The 24,255-nt window shown below is 48.8% G+C and carries 10 protein-coding genes; all 10 read left to right on the forward strand.

The window, feature by feature from the left end:
• The first annotated feature begins 12 nt into the window (after positions 1 to 12).
• The 10 genes from ICL55_RS20250 to ICL55_RS20295 all read left to right on the forward strand — a co-directional run bounded on the left by ICL55_RS20250 (position 13) and on the right by ICL55_RS20295 (position 24,225).
• The gene (locus ICL55_RS20250; RefSeq protein WP_188100699.1) at positions 13 to 11,817 is read left to right on the forward strand and encodes a non-ribosomal peptide synthetase; all 11,805 of its coding nucleotides are present in this window, start codon (positions 13 to 15) and stop codon (positions 11,815 to 11,817) included.
• A 9-nt stretch (positions 11,818 to 11,826) separates the two neighbouring features.
• Positions 11,827 to 13,467 carry a cyclic peptide export ABC transporter gene (locus ICL55_RS20255; RefSeq protein WP_188100702.1) on the forward strand — a complete coding sequence of 547 codons (1,641 nt, stop codon included), beginning with the start codon at positions 11,827 to 11,829 and terminating at the stop codon, positions 13,465 to 13,467.
• 33 nt (positions 13,468 to 13,500) lie between these two features.
• Positions 13,501 to 15,132 (forward strand): MBL fold metallo-hydrolase, encoded by a 1,632-nt coding sequence (locus ICL55_RS20260; protein WP_188100704.1) that lies wholly within the window; start codon positions 13,501 to 13,503, stop codon positions 15,130 to 15,132.
• 25 nt (positions 15,133 to 15,157) lie between these two features.
• Positions 15,158 to 16,777, forward strand: coding sequence for an MBL fold metallo-hydrolase (locus tag ICL55_RS20265; protein ID WP_188100707.1), 1,620 nt, complete (start codon positions 15,158 to 15,160; stop codon positions 16,775 to 16,777).
• Between the two features lie 27 nt (positions 16,778 to 16,804).
• Positions 16,805 to 17,515, forward strand: coding sequence for a thioesterase II family protein (locus ICL55_RS20270; protein ID WP_188100710.1), 711 nt, complete (start codon positions 16,805 to 16,807; stop codon positions 17,513 to 17,515).
• A gap of 74 nt (positions 17,516 to 17,589) precedes the next feature.
• Positions 17,590 to 18,741 carry a hypothetical protein gene (locus tag ICL55_RS20275; RefSeq protein ID WP_188100712.1) on the forward strand — a complete coding sequence of 384 codons (1,152 nt, stop codon included), beginning with the start codon at positions 17,590 to 17,592 and terminating at the stop codon, positions 18,739 to 18,741.
• A gap of 103 nt (positions 18,742 to 18,844) precedes the next feature.
• Positions 18,845 to 21,214, forward strand: a complete 2,370-nt coding sequence (locus tag ICL55_RS20280; RefSeq protein WP_188100714.1) for an ABC transporter permease — start codon at positions 18,845 to 18,847, stop codon at positions 21,212 to 21,214.
• A 29-nt stretch (positions 21,215 to 21,243) separates the two neighbouring features.
• A complete protein-coding gene (locus tag ICL55_RS20285; RefSeq protein ID WP_188100716.1) occupies positions 21,244 to 22,410 on the forward strand; it encodes a serine hydrolase domain-containing protein in 1,167 nt (388 codons plus the stop codon).
• Positions 22,411 to 22,547: 137 nt separating this feature from the next.
• Positions 22,548 to 23,096 carry an RNA polymerase sigma-70 factor gene (locus ICL55_RS20290; protein ID WP_188100718.1) on the forward strand — a complete coding sequence of 183 codons (549 nt, stop codon included), beginning with the start codon at positions 22,548 to 22,550 and terminating at the stop codon, positions 23,094 to 23,096.
• Positions 23,097 to 23,175: 79 nt separating this feature from the next.
• Positions 23,176 to 24,225 (forward strand): FecR family protein, encoded by a 1,050-nt coding sequence (locus ICL55_RS20295; protein WP_188100720.1) that lies wholly within the window; start codon positions 23,176 to 23,178, stop codon positions 24,223 to 24,225.
• Positions 24,226 to 24,255 lie beyond the last annotated feature (30 nt).

Here is a 24,255-nt window from a genome sequence, read left to right on the forward strand (position 1 = left end):
TATATGACGCGTATGAAACATTTCCTGGAAAATTTCAGAAAGCTAAATATCTCTTTCCGCATAGATGAAGACGGTAAACTGGATATCGTTGCCCCCAAAGGTGTATTGACGGAAGATGTCATCCAACAAATCAAAGAGAAAAGAGAAAACCTGATGACCTACCTGCGCAGCCTTGAAATGCAGGTGTCCCAACAACAACATATTCCGGTGGCCCCGGAACAGACATCTTATCCATTGTCTTCATCCCAGAAGAGACTATATATCATTGATGCGGTCAGCAATGCGTCTGTAGCCTACAATATGCCGGCGGTGTTACCGCTGCCGGGAGCCACAGATCCCGCCAGGTATGAACTGGCCATTGCTGCGGTAGTGAAGCGCCATGAAATATTACGTACCGTTTTCAGGGAAAAAGAGGGAGATGTGCGTCAGTGGATTATTCCTGCCGAAGAATTCAGCATACCGCTCAGATATGTAAATCTGAGTGATGTCCCCGATGCCAGGAAAGCGGCGCAAGGCATCATCGACGAAGATATGCAGCACCCTTTCGATCTGAAGACAGGACCGCTTTTCCGGGTCATACTCATGCAACTGGCGGCAGAAGAGTTTCTCCTGTATTACAATATGCATCATATCATCAGCGATGGCTGGTCTATGAACGTATTGCTCAAGGATGTGGCCTACTATTACGATCAATATACCAAAGGGACAACGCCGGACCTGGCCCCGCTGCCTATCCAGTATAAAGACTATGCCGTATGGCAACAGGAGCAGCTGTCGGGCGCCCTGTTTGCGGAACACCGCGCTTACTGGATGCAACAGCTTCAGGGAGAATTGCCGGGACTCACCTTGCCTTCCTACCGGCAGCGGCCCGCTATGATGACGGCTAACGGCTATGAACTGTCGGCCCGCATCAGCAACGATCTGGCAGCAAAGCTGCGCGAACTTTGCCAGCTGCAACAGGGAACACTCTTTATGGGCCTGATGTCGGTATTAAAAATGTTGCTGTTCCGCTACACCGGACAGCAAGACATCATTGTGGGCTGTCCCGTTGCGGGCAGAGATCACGCCGACCTACAGGACCAGATCGGATTTTATATCAACACCATTGCATTACGTACAGGCGTCAACGGTAGCGACAGCTTTTCGGAAGTGCTGCGGAAAGTGAGGGAGGTAACGCTCTCGGCATACAGCCATCAGCTATATCCTTTCGATAGCCTGGTGGAAGACCTCCAGGTACGCCGCGATATGAGCAGGTCGCCTATCTGTGATATTGTGATGGTACTGCAAAATCAGTTCGATAAAAGAGACCTGAAAGACCTGGACACCAGGCAAGGCGGCTTTATTATCGACGGCGGAAAACGTGCGGTGAAACTAGACCTCCATATTTCGTTTTTGGAAAGGGAAGGCGCAATGCATATGGGCGTGCAGTTCAACAGCGATATCTACGACAGGGAAAGCATGGTCCGCTTTATTCACCATTACGTGAATCTGCTGACGCAGGTGATCTTACAGCCGGAAATGCCGCTGCATACGCTGGAATATATTTCCACAGAAGAACGCCAACAACTGCTGACTGACTTTAACGATACCCAAACAGCTTTCCCCGACGATAAAAGTATCATCGATATTTTCCGGCAAAGGGTGAAAGAAAACGGGCAGATGCCGGCGGTGGCTTTCGAAGGGGAAACCATCACCTATGATGAACTGGAGGAGAAAAGTAATAAGCTGGCAAAGTATTTAATCAGAAAAGGGGTAAAACCCGGCGGCTTTATCCCTATTTGTATTGACCGGTCGGCCGAGATGATCATCAGCATCCTGGCCATACTCAAGACGGGTTGCGCCTATGTGCCGATAGATCCTTCCTACCCGCAGGACAGGATCGATTATATGCTGAATGAAGTCGCTGCTTCTTTTATTATCTCCCATACTTTTTATAAAGATATACTGGAAGACCAGGATGCATTTAAGTTATACGTAGATCGTGACTGGCTGGCGGTAGAAATGGAGCCTGACGGCAGCCCCGAGGTGACAATAGCGCCAGATCAGCTGGCATATATGATCTTTACCTCCGGATCTACGGGCAAACCCAAAGGGGTAATGCTCCATCATCGGGGTGTGGTGAACCTGGGGCTGAGCTATACAGCAGACCTGGGACTGAAAGCGGGGGTGGCCATCCTGCAGTTTGCCTCTTTCAGCTTCGATGCGTCCTGTGCGGAGATATTCTCTGCTTTATTAAGCGGCGGGTTGCTGGTGATACCGGTAAAAGAATCGCTGCTGTCGGCAGATTACCTGTCTGGCCTGATAGACGAGCACCGGATAGAGGTGGCTATATTCCCGCCCTCTTTCATTGCGGAGATCGGAGATATTATCGGTAAACTGAGGCTGGTGATTTCTGCCGGGGAGCCTTTGACAGCGGAGCTGGCGAAAATGGTCACTTCAAAAGGCGTTAGATTAGTAAACGGTTACGGGCCTACGGAAACAACCGTCTGCGCCAGCATGTCTGCCAACCCGGTATGGGGGCATAACAGGACCACCATTGGTAAGCCGCTGCAGAACATGTCGCTGTATATACTCGATGAGCATCTGTGCCTGCTTCCGGTAGGCGTAGCCGGCGAACTGTATATCGGCGGTTGCCAGCTGGCACACGGCTACTTTAAACGGGAAGACCTGACGGCGGAAAGATTTATTCCACATCCTTTTATTCCGGGAGAAAGGCTGTACCGCTCCGGCGACGTAGCCCGTTGGTTACCGGATGGAAACGTGGAATACCTCGGCAGGGCAGACGATCAGGTGAAGGTGCGCGGTTACAGGATTGAACCAGGAGAAATAGAAAATGTGCTGCTGGGTTTTGACGGGGTCGATGTTTGCCTCGTGATGGCCCGGCCGGATGCCAATGGTCGCCAGGAATTACTGGCCTACCTACAGGCAGAAGAGCCGCTGGACATGGCGGCATTACGCAACTGGCTCTCAGCCAGCCTGCCCGATTACATGCTGCCGCATCACTTTATCCGGCTGGACAAATTCCCGATGACGCCCAATGGAAAAATAGACAGGAAAGCATTGCCTGACCCGGAAGACAGATCACAGGCAACCATGGCTGCCTATGTGGCGCCGGTAACGGAAACAGAGCGGATAATGGCAGATATATGGGGCCGCGTGCTGGGCATCCGGGAAGTAGGCATCAGAAGCAGCTTTTTTGAACTGGGTGGAGACTCCATCAAAATACTGCGCGTGATGACCGAGCTGCGGAAAGAACTGGACCTGAATATTCAGATCAGCGATATCTATAAACACAATACCATTGAAAACATCATTAGCCATGTAATGGCACAGAACGGCACCAGCGGAAGAAACGAAGAGAAAGCCGCGCTGGAAACTGCTGTGAGAGAAAAAATAGAACACCTGAAAGCACAGGTGCTGGCATCCCTCCCGCAGGAGGTGGCCGCGAATGTGGAAGATATCTATCCCATGAGCGACATCGAGAAAGGAATGGTGTACGAATCCCTGCTGAATGAAAAATTAAGTATCTATCATGATCAGATCATACAAAGAAAGGTGATGATAGATTTTGATTTTAACCTGTTCAGTAAAGCGGTGGAGCTGATGGCGGAAAAACATGAGATCCTCCGCACCAGTTTTAACCTCAGCGATTACGACACCGAAATACAGATCGTTCACCGGAAAATAAGTCCGCGTACCGGCTATAAAGATTTGTCCGGTATGCCAAGAACAGCGCAGGAACAACACGTACAGCAATTTGTAAATGATGAGCGCAAAGACCCTTTCGTGCCCGCTGTGGCCCCGCTCTGGAGAATACATGCCTTTAACTTCGGCAACGATGAAATGATATTCCTTTTCCAGGCGCATCATGCTATCATCGATGGGTGGAGTGATGCCTCCTTTAGCACAGAGCTGCACAATATCTACCGGCATCTGAAAACAGACGTTGACTATAAGCCTGCCCGTTTGAAATCCGCCTACCGGGATTTTATTATCAGGCACGAAATGGACCGGCAGGATGAGCACATCCGGCAGTTCTGGCGGGATGAACTCTCTGGCGCCCGTCGCCTGGAACTGTTTGCGGACAAGCTCCATTTCGATACTTTCTCCCAATACCTGGAACCAGCGTTCTACCAGAAGATCGAAAAACTGGCATCGTCATTACGTACTACCGTGAAAGTAGTATCGTTGAGCGCCTATCTGGAGATGCTGGGATTATTGAGTTATGAAAGGGAAGTAATGGCCGGCGTGGTGACCAACAATCGCCCCGATTGTGAAGATGGCGATAAAATACTCGGCTGTTTCCTCAATACACTGCCATTCAGAATGACGACGGGAGGAAGTGAGTCTGTATCAGCGTTTATCACCAGGATACATGAGAAATGCGTGACACTGAAAGAGTATGAGCACCTGAGCACCCTGGAAATATTGCAGCTGCACGGAAAACAGGCAGACTACAAGAATCCTTTCTTTGACATGATTTTTAATTTTGTTGACTTCCACGCCTATGATTCCATGATGGAAGATACCGCCTCCGACAGCAAACAGTCGGCCTTGCCGGCAATGGCGATCAGCGGATACGGACGCAACAACAACTTCTTTACAACAACCGTTAGCCTTACCGGTGGCAGCTACAAACTGTCCATGAGCATTGCACGGCAAACCTTGCCCGGCTTCAGTGCCGATAAAGCTGGTAAACTGTTCCTGGAGATACTGAAACAGATGGTGGAGCGGCCGCTCATGCCGGTCTGCAAACTGGCCGACCTGCGGCAGCCGTCGAATAATAACCAGCAGGAATTATCTTACTACTGGAACCAGAAGCTGAAAAACACAGCGCCTTTCCGTCTGGAAGGCGACAAAGAAAAACTACAGGGGCAGCAACCCTACCAGGCCCGGGTATCACTTTATCAGTTCAGCAGAGAGCTGTCAGACCGGATCACCCAATGCGCCGACGAGCTGGGCACTACCGCCAACATGTTGCTGCTGACGGCTTTCAACGCATTATTATACCGCTACAGCCGGACCCCTGAAATTGTTACCGGCCTGGTTTGCAGGAATACGGCCGGAAAGGAAACCAGCCGTGTTATCCTGAAAAATGACCTCACACCGGCGCTCCTCTTTACCGGGCTGCTGGAACAGGTAGTGGTGGATTACCGCAATGCAACAGCCCTGGGATGGATGCCGCTGGAAGAAATACCGGAACTGAATATTACATCAGCGCACGAATACTTCGATATCCTGGTAGATTTTCAAACGGCATCGCCGGCGGCCATCGCTGTGGAAAATGGCCCGGCTGCAGACCTGAACCTGTTGATCAGTCAACAGGATGGCCGGTTTGAAATACAGGTGTTGTTTAACCAGCAGTATTATCATATTGCCAGAATAGAGCGGATGACCGGTCATTATGCCCACCTCCTTACTGCAATACTGGAAAAACCGTATCAGCCGCTTGCTACCATAGCATACCTGCCCGACGCTGAAAAGCAACATTTGCTGAGCGTTCAGAACGACCTGTATGTGGACTATCCAACAGATAAAACAATTGTACAACTGTTTGAAGAACAGGTGGAGAAATACCCGCACCACATCGCGGTGGTGTCTGGTGAGGATACGATCAGCTATGAACTGCTCAACAGCAGGGCCAACAAACTGGCGGCTTATCTGCGCATGCGCTACCACATCGCACCGCAGGACCTGGTAGGCATTACGCTGGACAAAGGAATAGAGATGGCGGTGGCCATCATAGCAATCATAAAAGCGGGCGGTGCTTACGTGCCGATCGATCCCGCCTATCCGGAAGAGCGTATCACCTACATCGCTACGGACAGCAATTGCAAAGTAGTGATTGACGAAGACATGCTGACAGCATGTAGCCAGGAAATAGCGGCCTGTCCGGACAGTAATCTTCCGTGGGTTAATCAGCCGCAGGACCTGGCCTACGTGATCTACACGTCCGGTACGTCCGGCAAGCCCAAAGGCGCGCTGTTGACGCACAACAATGTGGTGCGGCTCATGATTACGGAAAAGCCGCTGTACGATTTCTCGGCTGACGATGTGTGGACCATGTTCCACTCCTATGGCTTCGACTTCTCCGTATGGGAAATGTACGGCGCCCTGCTCTTCGGCGGCAAACTGGTGATGGTCCCGTCAGACGTGGCCAAAGACCCTGCTGCTTTCCGTTCGCTGATGATAAAGGAAGCCGTGACCATTCTGAACCAGACGCCCTCTGCTTTTTATAACCTGATACGGCACGAGCTGGAAAACGATACGGCACAGCTGAATCTCAGGTACGTAATTTTTGGCGGTGAGGCCTTGAGCCCGGCGAAACTAACGGAATGGCACCAACGTTATCCCGACACAAAACTGATCAATATGTACGGCATCACGGAAACAACGGTGCACGTTACCTATAAGCTGGTCACCGCAACGGAGATAGCCGCCAACAGCGCCAGCATCGGGGTGGCCATCCCCACGCTCAGCTGTTACGTGATGGATGAGTATCAGCAACTGTTGCCCATCGGTATGTCCGGTGAACTGTGCGTGGGCGGAGAAGGGGTTTGTAATGGCTATCTCAACAGACCGGAACTGACCAGTCAGCGTTTTATCCCCAATCCGTATAACAGCGCAGAACGGCTTTATCGCTCCGGCGACCGCGCCCGGTTGCTGGACAACGGAGAGTTGGAATACAGCGGACGTATAGACGATCAGGTGAAAATACGCGGCTACAGAATAGAACTGGGTGAAATCGCCTATACGCTGAACAATATCAGCGGTATTAAAGACGCAGTGGTAACAGCACGGCCGGACAGGAACGGGGAAATGTGCCTGGTAGCCTATCTGGTGGCAGAGAGGAGCATAGACCCGGCGGAGTTGAGAACATTATTGTCAAAAGAGTTGCCGCAGTATATGCTCCCCGATTATTTTGTGCAGCTGAAGAAAATGCCACTGACCTCCAACGGTAAAACAGATAAAAAGAGTTTACCCGATCCGGACGGCATCGCACTGGAAACAAATGTCAGCTATATAGCACCCCGCAATGCGGTAGAGGAGAAGCTGGTGAAAATATGGGAGAGCGTGCTGGGCAGAACGGGCATTGGTGTAAAACATAATTTCTTTGAATGCGGTGGTCATAGTATAAAAATCACCCGTCTGGCAAGTATTGTCAATAAAGAATTTGGGATAAAAATCCCCCTGAAGGCCCTGTTCTCTATGACAAGTCTCGAAGAACAGGCCAACTTTATCACCAACGCGACGCCCGGTGCTTTCGTGGATATCAGGCCGGTAGACTTACAGGATGATTACCCGGTTTCTTCTTCACAGCACAGAATGTGGGTGCTGAGCCAGTTTGAAGCCAGCTCCCGCGCTTATTATATACTGGGTAAATTTTACCTCGAAGGAAAATATGATGTACCGGCGCTGGAAAAAGCACTGAATTGTGTAGTCGCCCGTCATGAAATTCTCCGTACTACTTTCAGGGAAAATAAAGAAGGCGCCTTACGGCAGGTGGTCCATCCGTTTGACACATTCCCACCCCTCTTCCGCTATAAAGACATGGAAGGTATGCAGGAAGAAGTCATCAGAGCGTATCTGAACATGAATGATGCCCTGGACTTCGATCTGGAAAAAGGACCGCTGTTAAGGGTGGGATTGATACGACTCGATGCGGAGAAGTACCTCCTGCATTTTAATATGCACCATATTATCAGCGACGGATGGTCCATGGATTTGCTGAAAGAGGAGCTGATGGCCTATTACAGGATCTTTGAAAACGGAGCGATACCGGAGGTGCAACCGTTGAAAATTCAATATAAGGATTACGCTTCCTGGCAACAGCAGCAGCTGTCCGGTGAAGCTTTTGATACGCACCGCGCTTACTGGAAACAACAGCTGTCAGGCACGCTGCCGGTACTCTCCCTGCCGCTCAACAGGCCACGGCCCGCAGTGATGGGACATAACGGCTTCGAACTGGCTACGGTGATAGCGCATACTACTACCGACCGGTTATTGGCACTGTGCCGTGATAATGATGCCACGCTGTTTATGGGCTTGCTGGCGGTCATGAAAACATTGTTGTTCCGCTACTCCGGGCAGGAAGATATTATCATCGGCTGCCCCGTGGCAGGAAGGGAACACGCCGCGCTGGAAGATCAGATCGGCCTGTATGTCAACACCCTGGTGATGCGTACGCAACTCTCCGGTGCTGACACGGTGGCCGGACTACTGGATAAAATCAGAAGCGTGGCCCTGGCTGCCTATTCACATCAGGCATATCCGTTTGATAAACTGGTGGAAGAACTGAACGTCCGCCGCGATGTCAGCCATTCGGCTATCTTCAATGTGATCATGGCCTTCCAGAACCAGCATGATTTCACAGAAGAAGCGTTTAACCCGGACCCGGAAGCATACGGTATCAGAGAGGCGGGCAACTGTTCGCTGAAAACAGACCTGCATATCTCCTTTGCGCCAAAAGCAGACGGCCTGCATATGAACGTGCAGTACAACACCGACATCTTCGACAAAGAGACGATCGCCGGTTTGATCGGACACTTTAAAAATCTGTTGCTGTCGGCTGCAGACAGCCCCGCACAACCCATATCCCGGCTACAATATTTATCAGCCCGCGAACAGGAAACGTTGTTGCATGACTTCAATGACACCGCAACCGTATATCCGGAAGGGTTAGTCACCACCGACCTGTTCAGGAAGCAGGCGGCCTTAACGCCCGATCATATCGCGCTCTATTATCAGGGTGAAACGATGAGTTACCAGGAACTGGACGAACAGAGCAATCAGTTTGCACATTTCCTCCAAAAGAAAGGCGTGCAAAAGGGCATGCTGATACCGCTTTGCCTGGACCGCTCTTTCGATATGATAGTGGGTATCCTGGGCATCATGAAAGCGGGAGCTGCTTATGTGCCCATCGATCCGGCCTATCCGCAGGAGCGTATCGCTTATATGCTGGCGGATACAAAAGCTGCTTTTATCGTATCAGACACCAGTTACAGGGAATTGTTCGAAGACATGCCGGCCGGCGCCCGCATATTTATGAACCGCGACAGGATTGCCTTTGAAATGGAAACAATTGCACCGGTGGCCACGGTGGTGGATAAAGAAGACCTGGCGTATATTATCTATACCTCAGGGTCTACCGGCAATCCCAAAGGCGTGATGATACAGCATGGCAGCCTGTATAACTATTTGCAATACAGCCTCGGAAAATATATGAATGATCCGGGCACCATCTATAAAGTACCGCTGTTCACTTCGTTATCTTTTGATCTGACAGTTACCAGTATTTTCTGTCCGTTGCTACAGGGCGGGCAACTGTTCATCTATCCCCAGGAATCGGCTGTCAGCGAAATCCTGGAGGATGTTTTCTTCGGAGAAGCCCATATCAATTTCGTGAAATGTACGCCTTCGCATATTGAATTGCTGAAAGAGGCGGCGCCGGCAGCTACGGCAGCAGCGGTATTGATATTAGGCGGAGAGGAACTGAGATGGTCGCAGGTAGATTTCCTGCGCTCACTCAACCCCGATATGAAAATCTATAACGAATACGGCCCTACGGAAGCAACGGTAGGCTGTATTACCGAAACGCTGGAAAGAACAGATACCGATACGAAAGGTAATATCCTCATTGGTAAACCAACACCCAATATTGAAGTCTTCATATTAGATGAAGAAAAACAACTGATGGCAACAGGCCTTACCGGTGAGCTGTATATAGGCGGCACGCAACTGGCAAAAGGTTACCTGAACCGGCCGGACCTGGACGCGGAACGATTTATCGCCCATCCGTTTAAACCGGGGCAGCGGGTATATCGCACCGGCGATATGGCCAAATGGCTGCCGGACGGTAGCATGGAGTACATAGGCAGGGCAGGCGATCAGGTGAAAATCCATGGCTACCGCATTGAAACCGGTGAGGTGGAACAGGCGCTCCTGAAGCTGGACGGGATCTCCGCAGCCTGTGTGGTGCCGGTAAAAGATGCGCAGGAGATGGAATACCTGATGGCATATGTAGTCAGCAGGGAAGAACAAACGGACGTTACCCTGAGACAACGGCTGCTCGCGTATCTCCCGGCTTATATGGTGCCATCAAGATTTATGCAGCTGGAGATGTTACCGTTGACCAGCAACGGCAAGGTCGACAGAAAAGCGCTGCCCGATCCTGCATCGGCAGATATGGATAGAAAGGCCGGCTACATGCCTCCCCGCACCGATGCGGAAAAAATGCTGGTGGCAGTCGTGAGCCAGCTGTTTGATACGGCAGATCCCATCGGTATAAAAGACAACTTCTTCGAACTGGGCGGTAACAGCCTGAAAGCCATTTCACTGATCAATAAACTGAAGCAACAGGGGTATACCGTGAAAATTGACGATGTGCTGAGATATCCTGTATTGGAACTGCTGGCGCTGAAAACAACCACGGATGCCGGTCAGGACAGCACCCTGGGGGTAGCGGACAAAGTGCGACCCACCGGTAGTTATGAGCTGTCGCTCAATCAGCAGCTGTATTACCACGATGGCGTGGCGGCACATGCCTATGGTCACTTCCGGTTCCACCTGAAAGGATTCGACAAACAGCGGTTTATCGACAGCTATGTGAAAGTGATCAATGAATATGAGGTGCTGCGATTGAAATTCTCGCGTCATCAGGGTAAAATACTACAGGAAGTAGTACCACCGGACGAGATGAGGTACCAGATAAAATTCATCGGGAAAGAAGCGGCGGGCCTCAGCGAGCATAGCATCAGCATGCTCATCGAAGAGTTTCTGAATGAACCGTTTGATATCTACAGCGGCCAGGTGATAAAATGCGCCGTGTTGGGTGACGGCGACGATGCCTACGTGCTGGTAGCTATTCACCACCTGGCTACAGACAATGCCTCTAATGCCCTCATCAAACACCGCCTGATCAGCTACTTCGAAGGCACGGAAATATCAACACCGGCGCCCCTGTATACGTACCAGGACTTCATTTTCCTGCAACAACAATATTTACAGTCGCCCGATGCCCAACCCAAAATCACTTTCTGGGAAGAACAGCTGCAAAGCCTGCTGTTGAAAGGCATACCTTATGAGGCGGCCAACGGCAGTCAGATTATCGCCAACCGGGAAATCGTCGGCGGAGAAAGATTTGTACGGGTAAGTCAGTATTGCAGACGGGAGAACGTGTTCATGAGCACATTCATATTAAGCGTGTTCTATCATCTGGCCTGTCAGGAAGGTACTGCCGGGGAAGAGTTTATCATAGAGACCGTGGTGAACGGCCAGGATATGGACCTGCCCGGGTTTAGTCCCGAACAGGTAACAGGATTGTTTACCGGCACGCTGCCGCTCAAATGCTCCCATAGCGACAATGGCTATACGAAAGAAGCGATGCAGGACATCCAGCGTACTTACATGGCGGCACGCGCCAGCCAGGAAGTGCCATCCGTTTATATCCGGCGGCTGTTTAAGGAAAAGTATCATTTCCCCCTCGATAGCGTAACCCGGTATCACATCAACCACGTGAATGAATCAGGGGAAATGGCGCTGCCCGCACACTATACCCGCTATACGAAAGCCGGCGGCGAAGGCGTCACCACCAAAAGAGCGGCTTCCGCCACCCTGCCGGTGAGATGTTTTGAGTTTGCCGATGCGCTCGTGCTGGAATGGGAAACGCGTTGCATGCCGCAGCAGATGGGAGAAAGGCTGGCCGGCGAATATTATCTCCGGCAGATCAACCACATCATTGATCTCATCCTGGAGAACGGCAACAAGGAAGATGCCAACAGGCCTGATAAAACAGACATACTCAACTTCACAAAATAGATACGTCTTATGAATTTCAGCAAGAAGGATTGGAAAAAGTATATCTATTTTACCTTTCTCAGCATTATGGCTGCGTTGGGGAATATGGGCGTGGTATATACCATTAACCGCATCATAGGCGATTATTTTACCGCAGCAGCGGTATTGCCACGCACCTACCTGATGCTGTTCGCCGGCTCCCTGGTATTGTTTATCGTCTGCCGGTGGATGGTGGCCCTGGGAATCATCAAATTTACACAACAGCTACTGTATACGACACGCATCACGGTGTTGAAAATGGTGCTGGGATCTCCTTTTACCGTATTGGTGAAAAACAGAAACCGGGTATTTGCCGCACTCACCAATGATACCAATAACATCGTGAATGCGTCGGTCAGCGTCGTGGATGTGTTGACCAACACCATCGTTATACTGATTTGTTTTGCCTATATGGGCACGCTCTCCTGGAAGCTGCTGCTTTGCATGCTGGGGCTGATGTTGTTCACACTGGGGATCTACTATCTCTGTGTAAAAAGGGCCGGGCATTTTTTTAGACTGGCCCTGGCCAAAAACGACGTCTTTATCAAATACCTCAATGAAATACTGGCTGGCTTTAAGGAGATCAGTATTGCCCCGGTAAAGGGCGCCGAAATTTCCGGTAAACATATCCATAAAGCCATCGGTGACGGCGCGCTGCTGAATCAGAAAGCACAGATCAGTTTTCTGAATAACCGCATTATCGGGCAGGTAGCTTTTTATGTGTTCATCGGCCTGATAATGCTGGGACTGGGCGGTGTTTTCGCGGTGGAAAGGGCAGTAGTGGTGAAGTTCGTATTTCTGATCCTTTACATATGGAGCCCCATTGAAACAGTGATATTGCTGGTGCCCAATCTGTTGCAGGCGAAAGCCTCTATCGGCCGGGTGAATGAGCTGGAGCGGCTGATCACGGGAAAAGAAACGGTGATAGCGGAAGCATTGCCGATCGCGCCATTTGAAGGACTGCAGCTTGGCAATATCGGTTTCCGGTACCTGTCCGAAACAGACGGCGCTGCTGCCATCCCTTTTCGTATAGGCCCGATCGATCTGCAGATAAAAGCAGGGGAAGTGATTTTTATCAGTGGTGGCAACGGTAGCGGAAAAACCACGTTTATCAATATCCTGGTGGGACTGATAGCCCAGGACGAAGGCGTGATCAAAGCCAATGGCCACGCGGTACTGCCGGCACACATGGAAAGCTACCGGTCGTTGTTTGCGCCGGTGTTCAGCGACTTTCACCTCTTCGATGAGTTTTACGGTATGCCCGATCTCGATGTGGAAAAAGCGGCCAGATACCTGGAACTATTCGAAATTGATCACAAAGTGACCATCGAAGAAGGTAAGCTCCTGAACATCAATATTTCTACCGGCCAGCGGAAAAGGCTGGCGCTCATTTATGCGATGCTGGAGAAAAAACCAATACTGGTGCTCGATGAATTTGCGGCAGATCAGGACCCGCATTTTAAGAAGAAATTCTACAAGGAAATATTAGGCGTGATGAAACAGGAAGGATTTACCGTCATCGCTATTACGCACGACGACCACTACTATCAATATGCAGACAGACTGTATAAAATGGATGCAGGACTTCTTTCCGAAGTAAAAGCCATCGGCCATGATTTGCTCCTGAATTGAATGATTACATAAAAACGATAAAAATTTCCCATTATGAATAACGAACTGGTATTTCTGAAGCCCAACGTTGTGGTAGAACCATTGATAGATTCCTGGTATGCATGGCCTCATCTGATATCGCCGGCTACCGCTGCGTTAAACATCGTTAAAAGGCATCTCGATATTTTCGAGTCGTATCTTGCCAACCCCGAAGCACATGCACAGGCGGTGTTGAATCCTAAGATGCTGGGCGGCCCCTTTATGGATTTCGGCGGCGGAAAACTGGAGGAGGTGAAAGCACTGATGGACAAAACACTGGAAGAGAGAGCAGACATGATTGAACTGGCAAAGGCCATCAAAGCACTGAACAACATGCTGCAGACCAACGCAAAAGGAAGCTCTCTGGAAACATTGTATGAGCAGGTGCCGGAAATACTGAAAGGGTATGTGGAATTGTACTACGACCTGAATAATAATGCTTCCTATCGTTTCTTCGAATCCCTGTTATATAAAAGCAAATACAACAGGACAGCCTCCCAGAGCATAGCCCTCTGGATTACGAATAACGACCATCGGCCGTTTTGCCTGAGCACGCCGAGACTGGAAGACGATAATGTGCTGCGGCTCAATATTCCGTTTAGCCACAAAGGCATCGACGAGCTGGCCAAAATGAAACGGCAGCCACAAACAATTTCCTATATTAAAGAGGCGCTGGGCATTACGCCGGAACAGGCGCCCTTGTTTGAAACGTTCTTTACCAGCGAAGTACCTGCTACCTACAATAAATACACCGGCGATAAGATCCGGATGCGTTATTTCGGTCACGCCTGTATCCTGGTAGAAACAAAAGATGTCAGCATCCTGCTCGATCCGCTGATCAGCTACTATGGCTATCACTCCGATGTGGAACACTTCTCCGATGTAGACCTGCCGGATACCATCGATTACGCCATTATTACCCACAATCATCAGGACCATATACTGTTTGAGACCTTATTACCCCTCAGACATAAAATTAAAAACCTCATCGTGCCACGCACCCGCGGAGGAAGGATAGAAGACCCTGAACTGAAATTAATGTTGACAAACATCGGGTTCAATAATGTCATCGAGCTGGATGAACTGGAAACCATCCGGTTTGCCGACACGGTGATTACCGGTGTTCCTTTTACCGGAGAGCACTGCGACCTGAACATCCAGTCGAAATTATGCTACCACGTTCAGGTAGATCGTTTCGGTCTGCTCTTTATGGCGGATTCAAGGATCATGGAACCAGCATTGTACCGCCATGTGGCTGAAGCGATCGGTAAGGTAGATGTGATCTTCCTCGGTATGGAATGTGACGGGGCGCCGCTCTCCTGGTTGTATGGCCCGCTGATGGTAAAAAAACTCTCCCGGGAACAGGATAACAGCCGGCGACTGGCAGGATCTGACTGCGGCAAGGGGATGTCGCTGGTGAACATCTTCCATCCGAAAGAAATCTACGTATATGCCATGGGACAGGAACCCTGGCTGGAGTTTATCAGCAGTCTGAAATATACAGATGAATCCAACCCTATTATTCAATCCAACAGGCTGGTGGAAGAATGTACCAGCAGAGGAATGGTGGCAGAACGGCTGTTTGGTGAAAAAGAAATATTGTACAAACGGGATGGGGTACACGAAACGACTGCTGTAGCCTTCTGATATCATCATCTAAAAAAGCCGAATCATGAATAAAAATAGCTGGTATGTAAAGCCCAACCTGGTGCTGGAGCCACTTTTCGACAGATGGTATGCATGGTCGCACCTCATTTCCCCTGCTACTTCAGCCATGAACGTAACAAACAGGCATCTGAAGATATTGAACTCCTATATTCAGAATCCGCAGGTGCACATGGCCGCCGCTAAAAACCCGAAAATGAAAGGCGGGCCTTTCGTGGATTTTGACCGGAACAGGGTTGCGGAGATAAAACAACTGCGGGAGGTGACCATGCAGGAAAAAGCCAGCCAGATAAATTTCGCCGCCGCAGTGGCAGAGCTGAATGCCCTGCTGGACAAATCTGCCAGAGGCTATGCGATGGACCAGCTGTACAGCCTGGTGCCGGACGCGCTCAGGGGATTTGTGGAGCTGGTATATGACCTGAACAACAAACCTACCTTCCGGATATTTGAAAAGCTGTTGTACCATAGTGAATATTACCGGGAGGCATCGCAGAGCATCGCGTTATGGATCACGAATAACGATGAGCGCCCGTTTGTACTGAGTACGCCCAGGCTGGAAGAACCCGGTGTGGTCCATGTGAATATACCTTTCAGGCATGCTGCCATCGATATGCTGGGCGAGATGAGACGCACACCCGGTAATAAAGATGAACTGGCAGCGGCCATGGGCATCGCGGAAAAAGACATGCCGCTTTTTGATACCTTCTTTACGCAGGAGCCTCCTGTGGCGTACGAACCTTATACCGGCGACAAAATCCGGATGCGCTATTTCGGTCATGCCTGCATACTGGTGGAAACAAAAGAGGTGAGCGTACTGGTAGATCCTGTCATTAGCTACCACGGCTATTCTACGGATGTTACCAGATATTCCGAGGCCCATCTGCCGGACAAAATAGATTATGTACTGATAACCCACAATCACCAGGACCATATTCTGTTCGAAACACTGCTGTCGCTGAGGCACCGCATCGGAACGATCGTTGTCCCGAAATCGGGTGCAGGATCTCTGCAGGACCCTGACCTAAAGCTGATGTTCAACGCCATCGGATTTGATAACGTTACAGAAGCCGGTGAATTTGATACGGTAGGGCATGCGAACTGCAGGATTACAGGCATCCCTTTTATGGGCGAGCATTCGGACCTGGACATCCGGTCTAAATTGTGCTACCATGTGAAAATAGGGCAGTATAAGCTGATGTTCGCCGCCGACTCCTGCAATATAGAGCCCCGGATCTACGAGCAGGTATATAAAATTACCGGGCCGGTAGATAGTCTCTTTCTGGGAATGGAATGTGACGGCGCACCGCTGTCATGGCTGTATGGCCCGCTGCTGACGCAAGACATGCCCAAGGACATGGACGGCTCCCGCAGACTGGCAGGCTCCAACTACGAAAGGGGAAGGGCGATGGTCAATGTTTTTAAACCCCGGGAGCTCTACGTATATGCGATGGGGATGGAGCCCTGGCTGGAATTTATCAGTTCCATCAAATATACGGACGAGTCCAATCCCATTATCCAGTCCAATAAACTGATCGCAGAATGCCAATCGCGGGGTATTGTTTCTGAACGCCTGTTTGGAGAAAAAGAATTATTTTATGAAATGGAAGCGCTGGTGAAAAGTGATTGAATCAAAAAAAAATTAACAGGTAGTCGTATGATTAAACCACAGTTATTCTTATTGCATTTTGCAGGCGGGAATGTATACTCCTTTCAGTTTATGGTGTCGCTGCTGCGTGACTTTGACGTCGTGCCGCTGGAGTTGCCGGGAAGAGGAAGAAGGATTCAGGAGGAGCTGCTGAAAGACTTCAATCTGGCAGCGGCTGATCTGCATAAACAGATTATGCAGAAACTTTCTTCTCCCGTATTTCTGATATACGGACACAGCATGGGCGCCTCCCTGGCGCTTCGTGTGGCCTCTATGTTGGAGCAGTCCGGTAAATACCCGGCTTATGTGATCGTCAGCGGTAATGCAGGACCGGGCGCGGAGAGTGTAAAAAACAGGTATTTGATGGGTAAGGAGGATTTTATCCGGGAACTGGAAATCCTGGGCGGCATCCCTCCTGAATTTATCGGGAACGATGAGTTGTTCGAGTTTTTTGATCCCATTTTAAGGGCTGACTTTGAAATTGCCGAACGTACCGGTATGACAGGGGCTGAAGCGCCTGTCAGGGCGCCCTTGTTCGCCATGATGGGAAGCGAAGAGCCAAAGGTAGAGCAAATATCCAACTGGGGCCGATTTACGCTGTCGCGGTTTTCTTCTGAAATATTCGAAGGTGGCCATTTCTTTATTCATGACCATCCCGAAAAAATTGCGAATACAATCAAAAGCTGTTATAAGCGCGTCATGTTAGTCCAAAATAAGTAGCAGAAAATAGCACGAAGCAAGAATAAAATTCCACATCCTTTAAATCCACGACAATGCAAAACTATCAGTTAATCATGGAAGCCACGTTAAACAACAACGTGAAAATAAACAGGGACAATGTTCAGCGGTTGCTGATCGTGTATCAGGAAAAAGCTTTTTTTATTGGAGATACTTTTATTGATCTCAATGAAATCCGCGGGATCAGGGCGTTTTTCCACCATGCTGTGATCGATATTAATCTGATCAACAAGCAGAATGCCACGATGTACAACGCGTTGTTAAAAAATAATCCCAACCTGGATAATATCCATTTTTCGGATTGGAATGAGATTGATTACACACAATATGATGCGGTGATTTGCGCGGCCAATGATGAAGAAATACTGTTGAAGATACTACACGAAAAATATGACCCGTGTAGCGATTACAACCTGGCGGTATTCTCTATTTCCAATTTCATTCAGCAGGTAAGGGTGGACGCCCGGATCGTTTTCCCGGTAAATGAAGCACTGATGGAGTTTATCACCACAAAGGTGGCCGGTAAACCGCGCGAGATATACGTTTCTGAAGAAGAGCGGGACTGGGCCGATGGATGGCTGGCGGCGAAAGGGATGAAAGCTACAGACAAACTTTACATTCTGCTGGATTCCACTACCAGAAGAAGTAAGCTGATTAGTATGAACGTCTATTTCGATCTGTTGATGGGATTACTGGAAGCTGACAATGTAAAGGTGCTCGTCTTCGATGAAAGAAGTATTGGAAAACGGGCATTTTACAAAGAATGGTTAGGAGAAGAAAATATGAAGAAAATGATTTTCTCGGAAAGCCTTTCATTCAGGGAAGACCTGTGTTTGCTGGCATCGCGGCACACCAGGCTGGTATTGGGTCCCTGCACGGGTTTGCTGCATTGTGCTTCTGGTATCTATAACCACTACCTGAATAATGGCGCTTCGCCGAAAGATATTCCGTTGCTGATCACCTACACCGGACAATATGTTAAAAGAGAAGGAAATGCTAACTATTGGTGGGGCAGTTCTCCGTTGATGAATTGCCTGCTGTTAAAAGAGAAGAACAATAAGAAAGAGATTACAGTGCTCAGCAGCCTCACCACGGAAGAACGAAACAGCTACACGCAGTTGCCCTGCAGTGACTATACTGCAGCTATGCTGCTGGATTTTATCCGCAGCAAAATGAAAACACCGGAGCTCGTTGCGCAGCCCGTGTGAGCATTTGTATTTATCAGACAATTTAGTTATTTTGTTATTCTATCATAAGTTAACCACCGTAGGCGCACGTCTGGCGGCTTGTTAATATCTCAAAAATAAGCAGATGTTTAAAAATTATATCCTGACTACCCTCCGGAATATCGCCCGGAATAAAGCATTTTCCTTTATTAATATTTCAGGACTTTCGCTGGGTCTCGCCTGTAGCCTGCTGGTATTTCTTTGGATAAACGACGAGAAAAAAACAGACAGCTTTAACGAGCATTCTGATCGTATCTACGGCGTATATGCGAGACAGTATGCCGGAGATAAAATAACAGCGAAATACAACACGCCCGGTGTGCTGGCAGAGGAAATGAAGCGGGTCATGCCAGAAGTGGCGTTGGCCAGCGGCTTTACGATGAATGAAATGCATACCTTCCGCGTGGGAGACAGGATATTTAAAAAAGAAGGCGGATACGCCGGCAAAGACTTCTTCAGTATCTTCAGCTATAAACTATTGGCCGGAGACAGAAGTGATGCCCTGGCCGGGCCCGACAACATCTGCATCTCAAAAGCAATGGCGGAAGACTTCTTCGGAAGCGCTGCCAATGCCCTCGGGAAAACGGTCAATTTCGAAGACACGGTGAATTTTGAGATTACCGGCGTGTTTGAGGTGCCCTCCCGCAACAGCTCTATCAAGTTTGACTACCTGGTCAACTGGGACGCCCTCATGCGGCAGTACCCGGTGTTGAAAAACTGGGGTAACACCGCCGTACGTACGTTTTTTACGCTGAAAGAAAATGTGAACGCCGCCGGTTTTGAACACAAAATGACCAACTTCCTGGCCAGCTATAACAAATACGATGAGAATTACAGAGTGGAACTGGGCATACAGCGATTCGATGAGATGTACCTGCATTCCAGCTTCAACAAAGAAGGAAAAATTGAAGGAGGCAGGATCGAGTATGTGTGGCTTTTTAGTATCGTAGCCATATTTATTCTGGTCATTGCGTGTATTAATTTTATGAACCTTACCACAGCGCGTTCTATCCGGCGCGCCCGTGAAATAGGTGTGCGTAAAACCGTTGGCGCAACGCGCCTGACGCTGATTTACCAGTTTATGGGTGAAGCCCTCTTCCTGTCCGTGGCATCTATGATCATCGCCATGATACTGGTCGCCTGTCTGCTGCATAGCTTCAACACCCTCACACAAAAAAGTATCGGCTTCCCTTTCCTCAATGGTGATTTCTGGTTGTCGGTATTAGGCATTACCCTCATTACCGGACTGATATCCGGGAGCTATCCGGCACTGTTCCTGTCTTCTTTTGATCCGGTGAAAGTATTGAGAGGCGCTTTTAAAATGAACGCAGGTAGCAGAGTGTTCCGTAAGGGCCTGGTCATCTTTCAGTTCTTTTTGTCGGTTACCATTACCATCGGCACCATTGTCGTATCAAGACAGGTAAATTATATTCAGACAAAAAATCTCGGGTTCGACAGGGACAATCTGATTTATATTCCGGTGGAAGGGGAACTGGCCACTAAATACAATACTTTCCGGGAGGAAGCGTTAAAAATGCCGGGTATTAAGTATGTTTCCCGGATCAACGTCATACCTACTGATATCAAAAGCAGTACTTCCAATGTGGATTGGCAGGGCAAAGATCCGAATACGAAGATTTCCTTTGGAGATGCCGGCGTGGGATATGATTTTGTTAAAACCATGAATATGCAGATGGTGGCAGGACGGGAGTTTTCAAAAGAATTTGCAACAGACTCCGGTGCCTTTATCCTGAATGAAGAGGCGGTAGCCAAAACGGGCTATACGGACCCGATAGGCAAACCGTTTAAATTATGGAACCAACAGGGCATTATCATCGGTGTGGTGAAAGATTTCCACTTTAATTCATTGTATGTGCCGGTAAATCCTTTTGTGATGTATCTTGGTGAAGGAGAAGATGGGGGTAAGATCCTGATAAAAACACAGCCAGGGAAAACGAAAGAGGCGCTGGCTTCTCTCGAAACGCTTGCCCGGGAGTTGAATCCTAAATTTCCGTTCACCTATCAGTTTTCGGATGAAGAGTATAACAACTTATACAGAAGCGAAAATATTATCGGCAAACTGGCCAACTGGTTTGCGCTGCTGGGAATATTGATATCCTGCCTTGGCTTGCTGGGGCTCACGATCTTTACAGTAGAAAGACGTACAAAAGAAATAGGTATCCGGAAGGCCCTCGGCGCTACCGCCACTTCCCTGTTCGGATTACTGTCTAAAGAGTTTTTATCGCTGGTGCTGGTCGCTTTACTGATTGCATTCCCGGTAGCATGGTTCTTCATGTACAGGTGGCTGCAGGGATTTGCTTACCATACCAGCATCAACTGGGTAGTATTTGCGGTAGCCGGACTGGGTTCTATACTCATTGCGCTGGCTACCATCAGTTTCCAGGTGATTAAGGCAGTGAGAATAAATACGGTGAAGGGGCTGAAGACGGAATAATTTTAACGCATGTGAATTGTTGCAGAAGTATGACAACCAGAAATTTATTAGTAAGAGCGGCGGCAACGCTGCTCTTATCAGGCATGTATACAGGGAGGTCAGTAGCACAAATGAAGAAGCCCTTGTTGACAGATAACAAACTGCTTACGCCGATAGATTCGGTGGTGGACCACGCTGCCGGCATTTACATGAGTCATAAAAATACGGTGGGACTGAGTATCGGCATTTATAGAAAAGGCCGCTTTCTTACCTACAATTACGGAGAAGTAAAAAAAGGAAGCGGAAAACTTCCTTCACCGGATAACTTCTGCAATATCGGTTCAGTAGCCAAAACGTTTGTCGGTACCATGCTCGCACAGGCTATCGTGGAAGGAAAAGTAAAGCCGGAAGATGATATCAGGAAGTATCTGCCGGGAAACTATCCCAATCTTGAATATCATGGCAGAGCGGTGCAACTGGTGGACCTGGCGAACCATACCGCCGCGCTCCCCCAGCCGAAGAAGGAAATTCCGGAAGCGCTCCGGGAAAACTGGAAGAAGCTGCCCATGCAGCAACAGGTAGACTTCTTTGCTGCCTACAACCAGGACAGCTTACTGGCCGATCTGCATCATGTAAAACCAGATACCATACCGGGTACGCGTTACCGTTACAGTAGCCACGGTATGATGCTGCTCATGGTGATCCTGGAACGGGTGTATCATCAGCCCTATAATCAACTGCTGACGAACTTTTTGCATAAACACCTCCACATGAAAGATACCAGGCAGGTATTGTCTGCCGCTGATATGAAACGCGCAGCGCAGGGATACGACAAAGCAGGTAATCCGCAGCCATTCGTGAACCTGGAAGGTTTTTATATCGGACCGTCTATGAACTCTACCGTCCGGGATATGCTGAAATTCCTGGAAGCCAATCTGACAGAGAAAGATCCGGCAGTGAAATTGACACATCAGTTGACCTTTGGCAAGCCTGACGGCTTCGGTTCAGGATTGTCCTGGATGATAGATACCGATACTACCGGCGCGCGTTATATCTATCACGACGGGAGCGTACGGATTGGATTTAATACGCTGTGCCTTTTTTATCCGGAAAAACAACTGGGCTTTATCATCATCGCCAATGATACCGTTGATCAGGCGATGGTAGGTGAGGTGGAAAATAATATAAGCAGGGGATTGTCTGCCCTGAAAGAATGATGAACTGATTATTCACCTGGTGAATAGGAAAGGCTTGTAAGTTATTACTTACAGGCCTTTTTTTATGCCCCGAAAAAAAATATTGTCGCCCGCATCCCTTTTTTTGTACATTAGATAGGAAATACTGATTTCCTATCATGTCCACGTTCAATACGATCCTTGCATTGAAAGAAGGGGATACTTCCGTTTTCAGAGAACTATTCGACGAATACCACCGGAAGGTATATCTGTATGTCCTGTCCAAAACGAATTCCCAATATATCGCCGAAGAAACCACGCAAATCACCTTCATTAAATTATGGAACTACCGGCAACAGCTGCACGAATCGGAGCAGGTGGGTAAGTTAATATTCCATATTGCCCGGGCCACCTGTATTGATCTGTTCAGAAAAGATGCGGTGAGGGAAAGGATGCTAAAGCTGGAAAAACCAGTGGAAAACGATACATGGCATATCTCCGATGAGGTGGAGATCAAAGAACTGCAGCAACGAATAAAGGATGTTGTGGGAAATATGCCCCCTGTCAGAAGAAGAGTGTTTGAGCTCAGTCGGTATGAATTTAAATCCTATAAAGAAATTGCAGCATTACTTTCGTTGTCTGTTAAGACGGTAGAAAATCATATGACGCTTGCTATCAAGCATTTAAGAAAATCTCTGCTACTGTTGATCCTCTTATTCCTGCGCTAAAAAATATTTATCTTCTCATTAGGGGATGCGCTTCTTTCAAACGATATATGGTAGAAGGCTCTTCATTATCCAAGCTGAAATGATACAAAGGGAACTAATTGACAGATATTTCAGGAATGAATGCAGTGACGATGAAAGGAAGCGGGTGCTGGAATATTTTCGGGATAGTCCCGCGGAGTGGAACAGGTACATGACCGAAGAAGACTGGGACAATTTCGTCGTCAGCCAGGAGGTAGATCCGGCACTTTCTGAAAAGATGTTTAAAGCTGTCAGCAGCAAAACGCTCAGGAAAAGCCGGAAAATGCCAGTCGCCTGGCTGGCAGCTGCTGCAGTAGCGGGACTGCTGATAGGGCTGTTGTGGATATACCGGCCCGGTCCAGTGCCGCTGATGGCAAAACGTGGAGCCCTTCCAGGCACAGCGCAGCAGATGACGGAAAGGAAGAATACCTCCAATAGGCCGATGAGCATCCTGCTGGCTGATAGCTCAGTGGTAACGTTGTCGCCCCATAGCAGCATCCGGTTTTATGAACCTTTTGTTGCAGATAAGGGAAGGATCATATACCTGTCAGGAGAAGCGCTGTTTAAGGTAACGGGAGATAAAGACCGGCCATTCGTGGTGTATGCAGATAAGCTGGCTACAACGGTGCTGGGTACCTCTTTTACAGTGCAGTCGTTTGCTGAAAGTAAGGTGATCACATTGACATTGCATGAAGGAAAGGTGCAGGCGGCGGCAGCAGATTCCCTGCATGCTAAATGGAAAAGCAAGGTGGTGCTGTTACCCGGTGACGTGTTGACTTATAATAAGGCCACGATGTTGGCAAGCTTAAAACGCAATGCGCCTGCCGGGCATTTGGTAAAGGCAGGTCCTGCCAACAGTAACGCCTACACGGTGCATCGGCCCGACTGGTATACCTTTGACGCGTCGTTGCTGTCCGAAGTTTTTGATCAGCTTAGCAGCTATTATCAGGTAGATATTTATTATTATCCTGCTGACTTACAACATAAATACTTCTCAGGAAGACTACATAAAACCGATTCACTGGAAACGATATTAAACGATATAGCATTGCTCAACCATCTTACAATAGAGAAAAAAGAAGGCAGCTATATCATCAGAAAGAAAAATTAACCAAAATAATACAGACATCAATTTTCCGTA

Origin of the sequence: Chitinophaga varians (genome assembly GCF_014529945.1) — a bacterium.
Lineage (GTDB): Bacteria > Bacteroidota > Bacteroidia > Chitinophagales > Chitinophagaceae > Chitinophaga > Chitinophaga varians.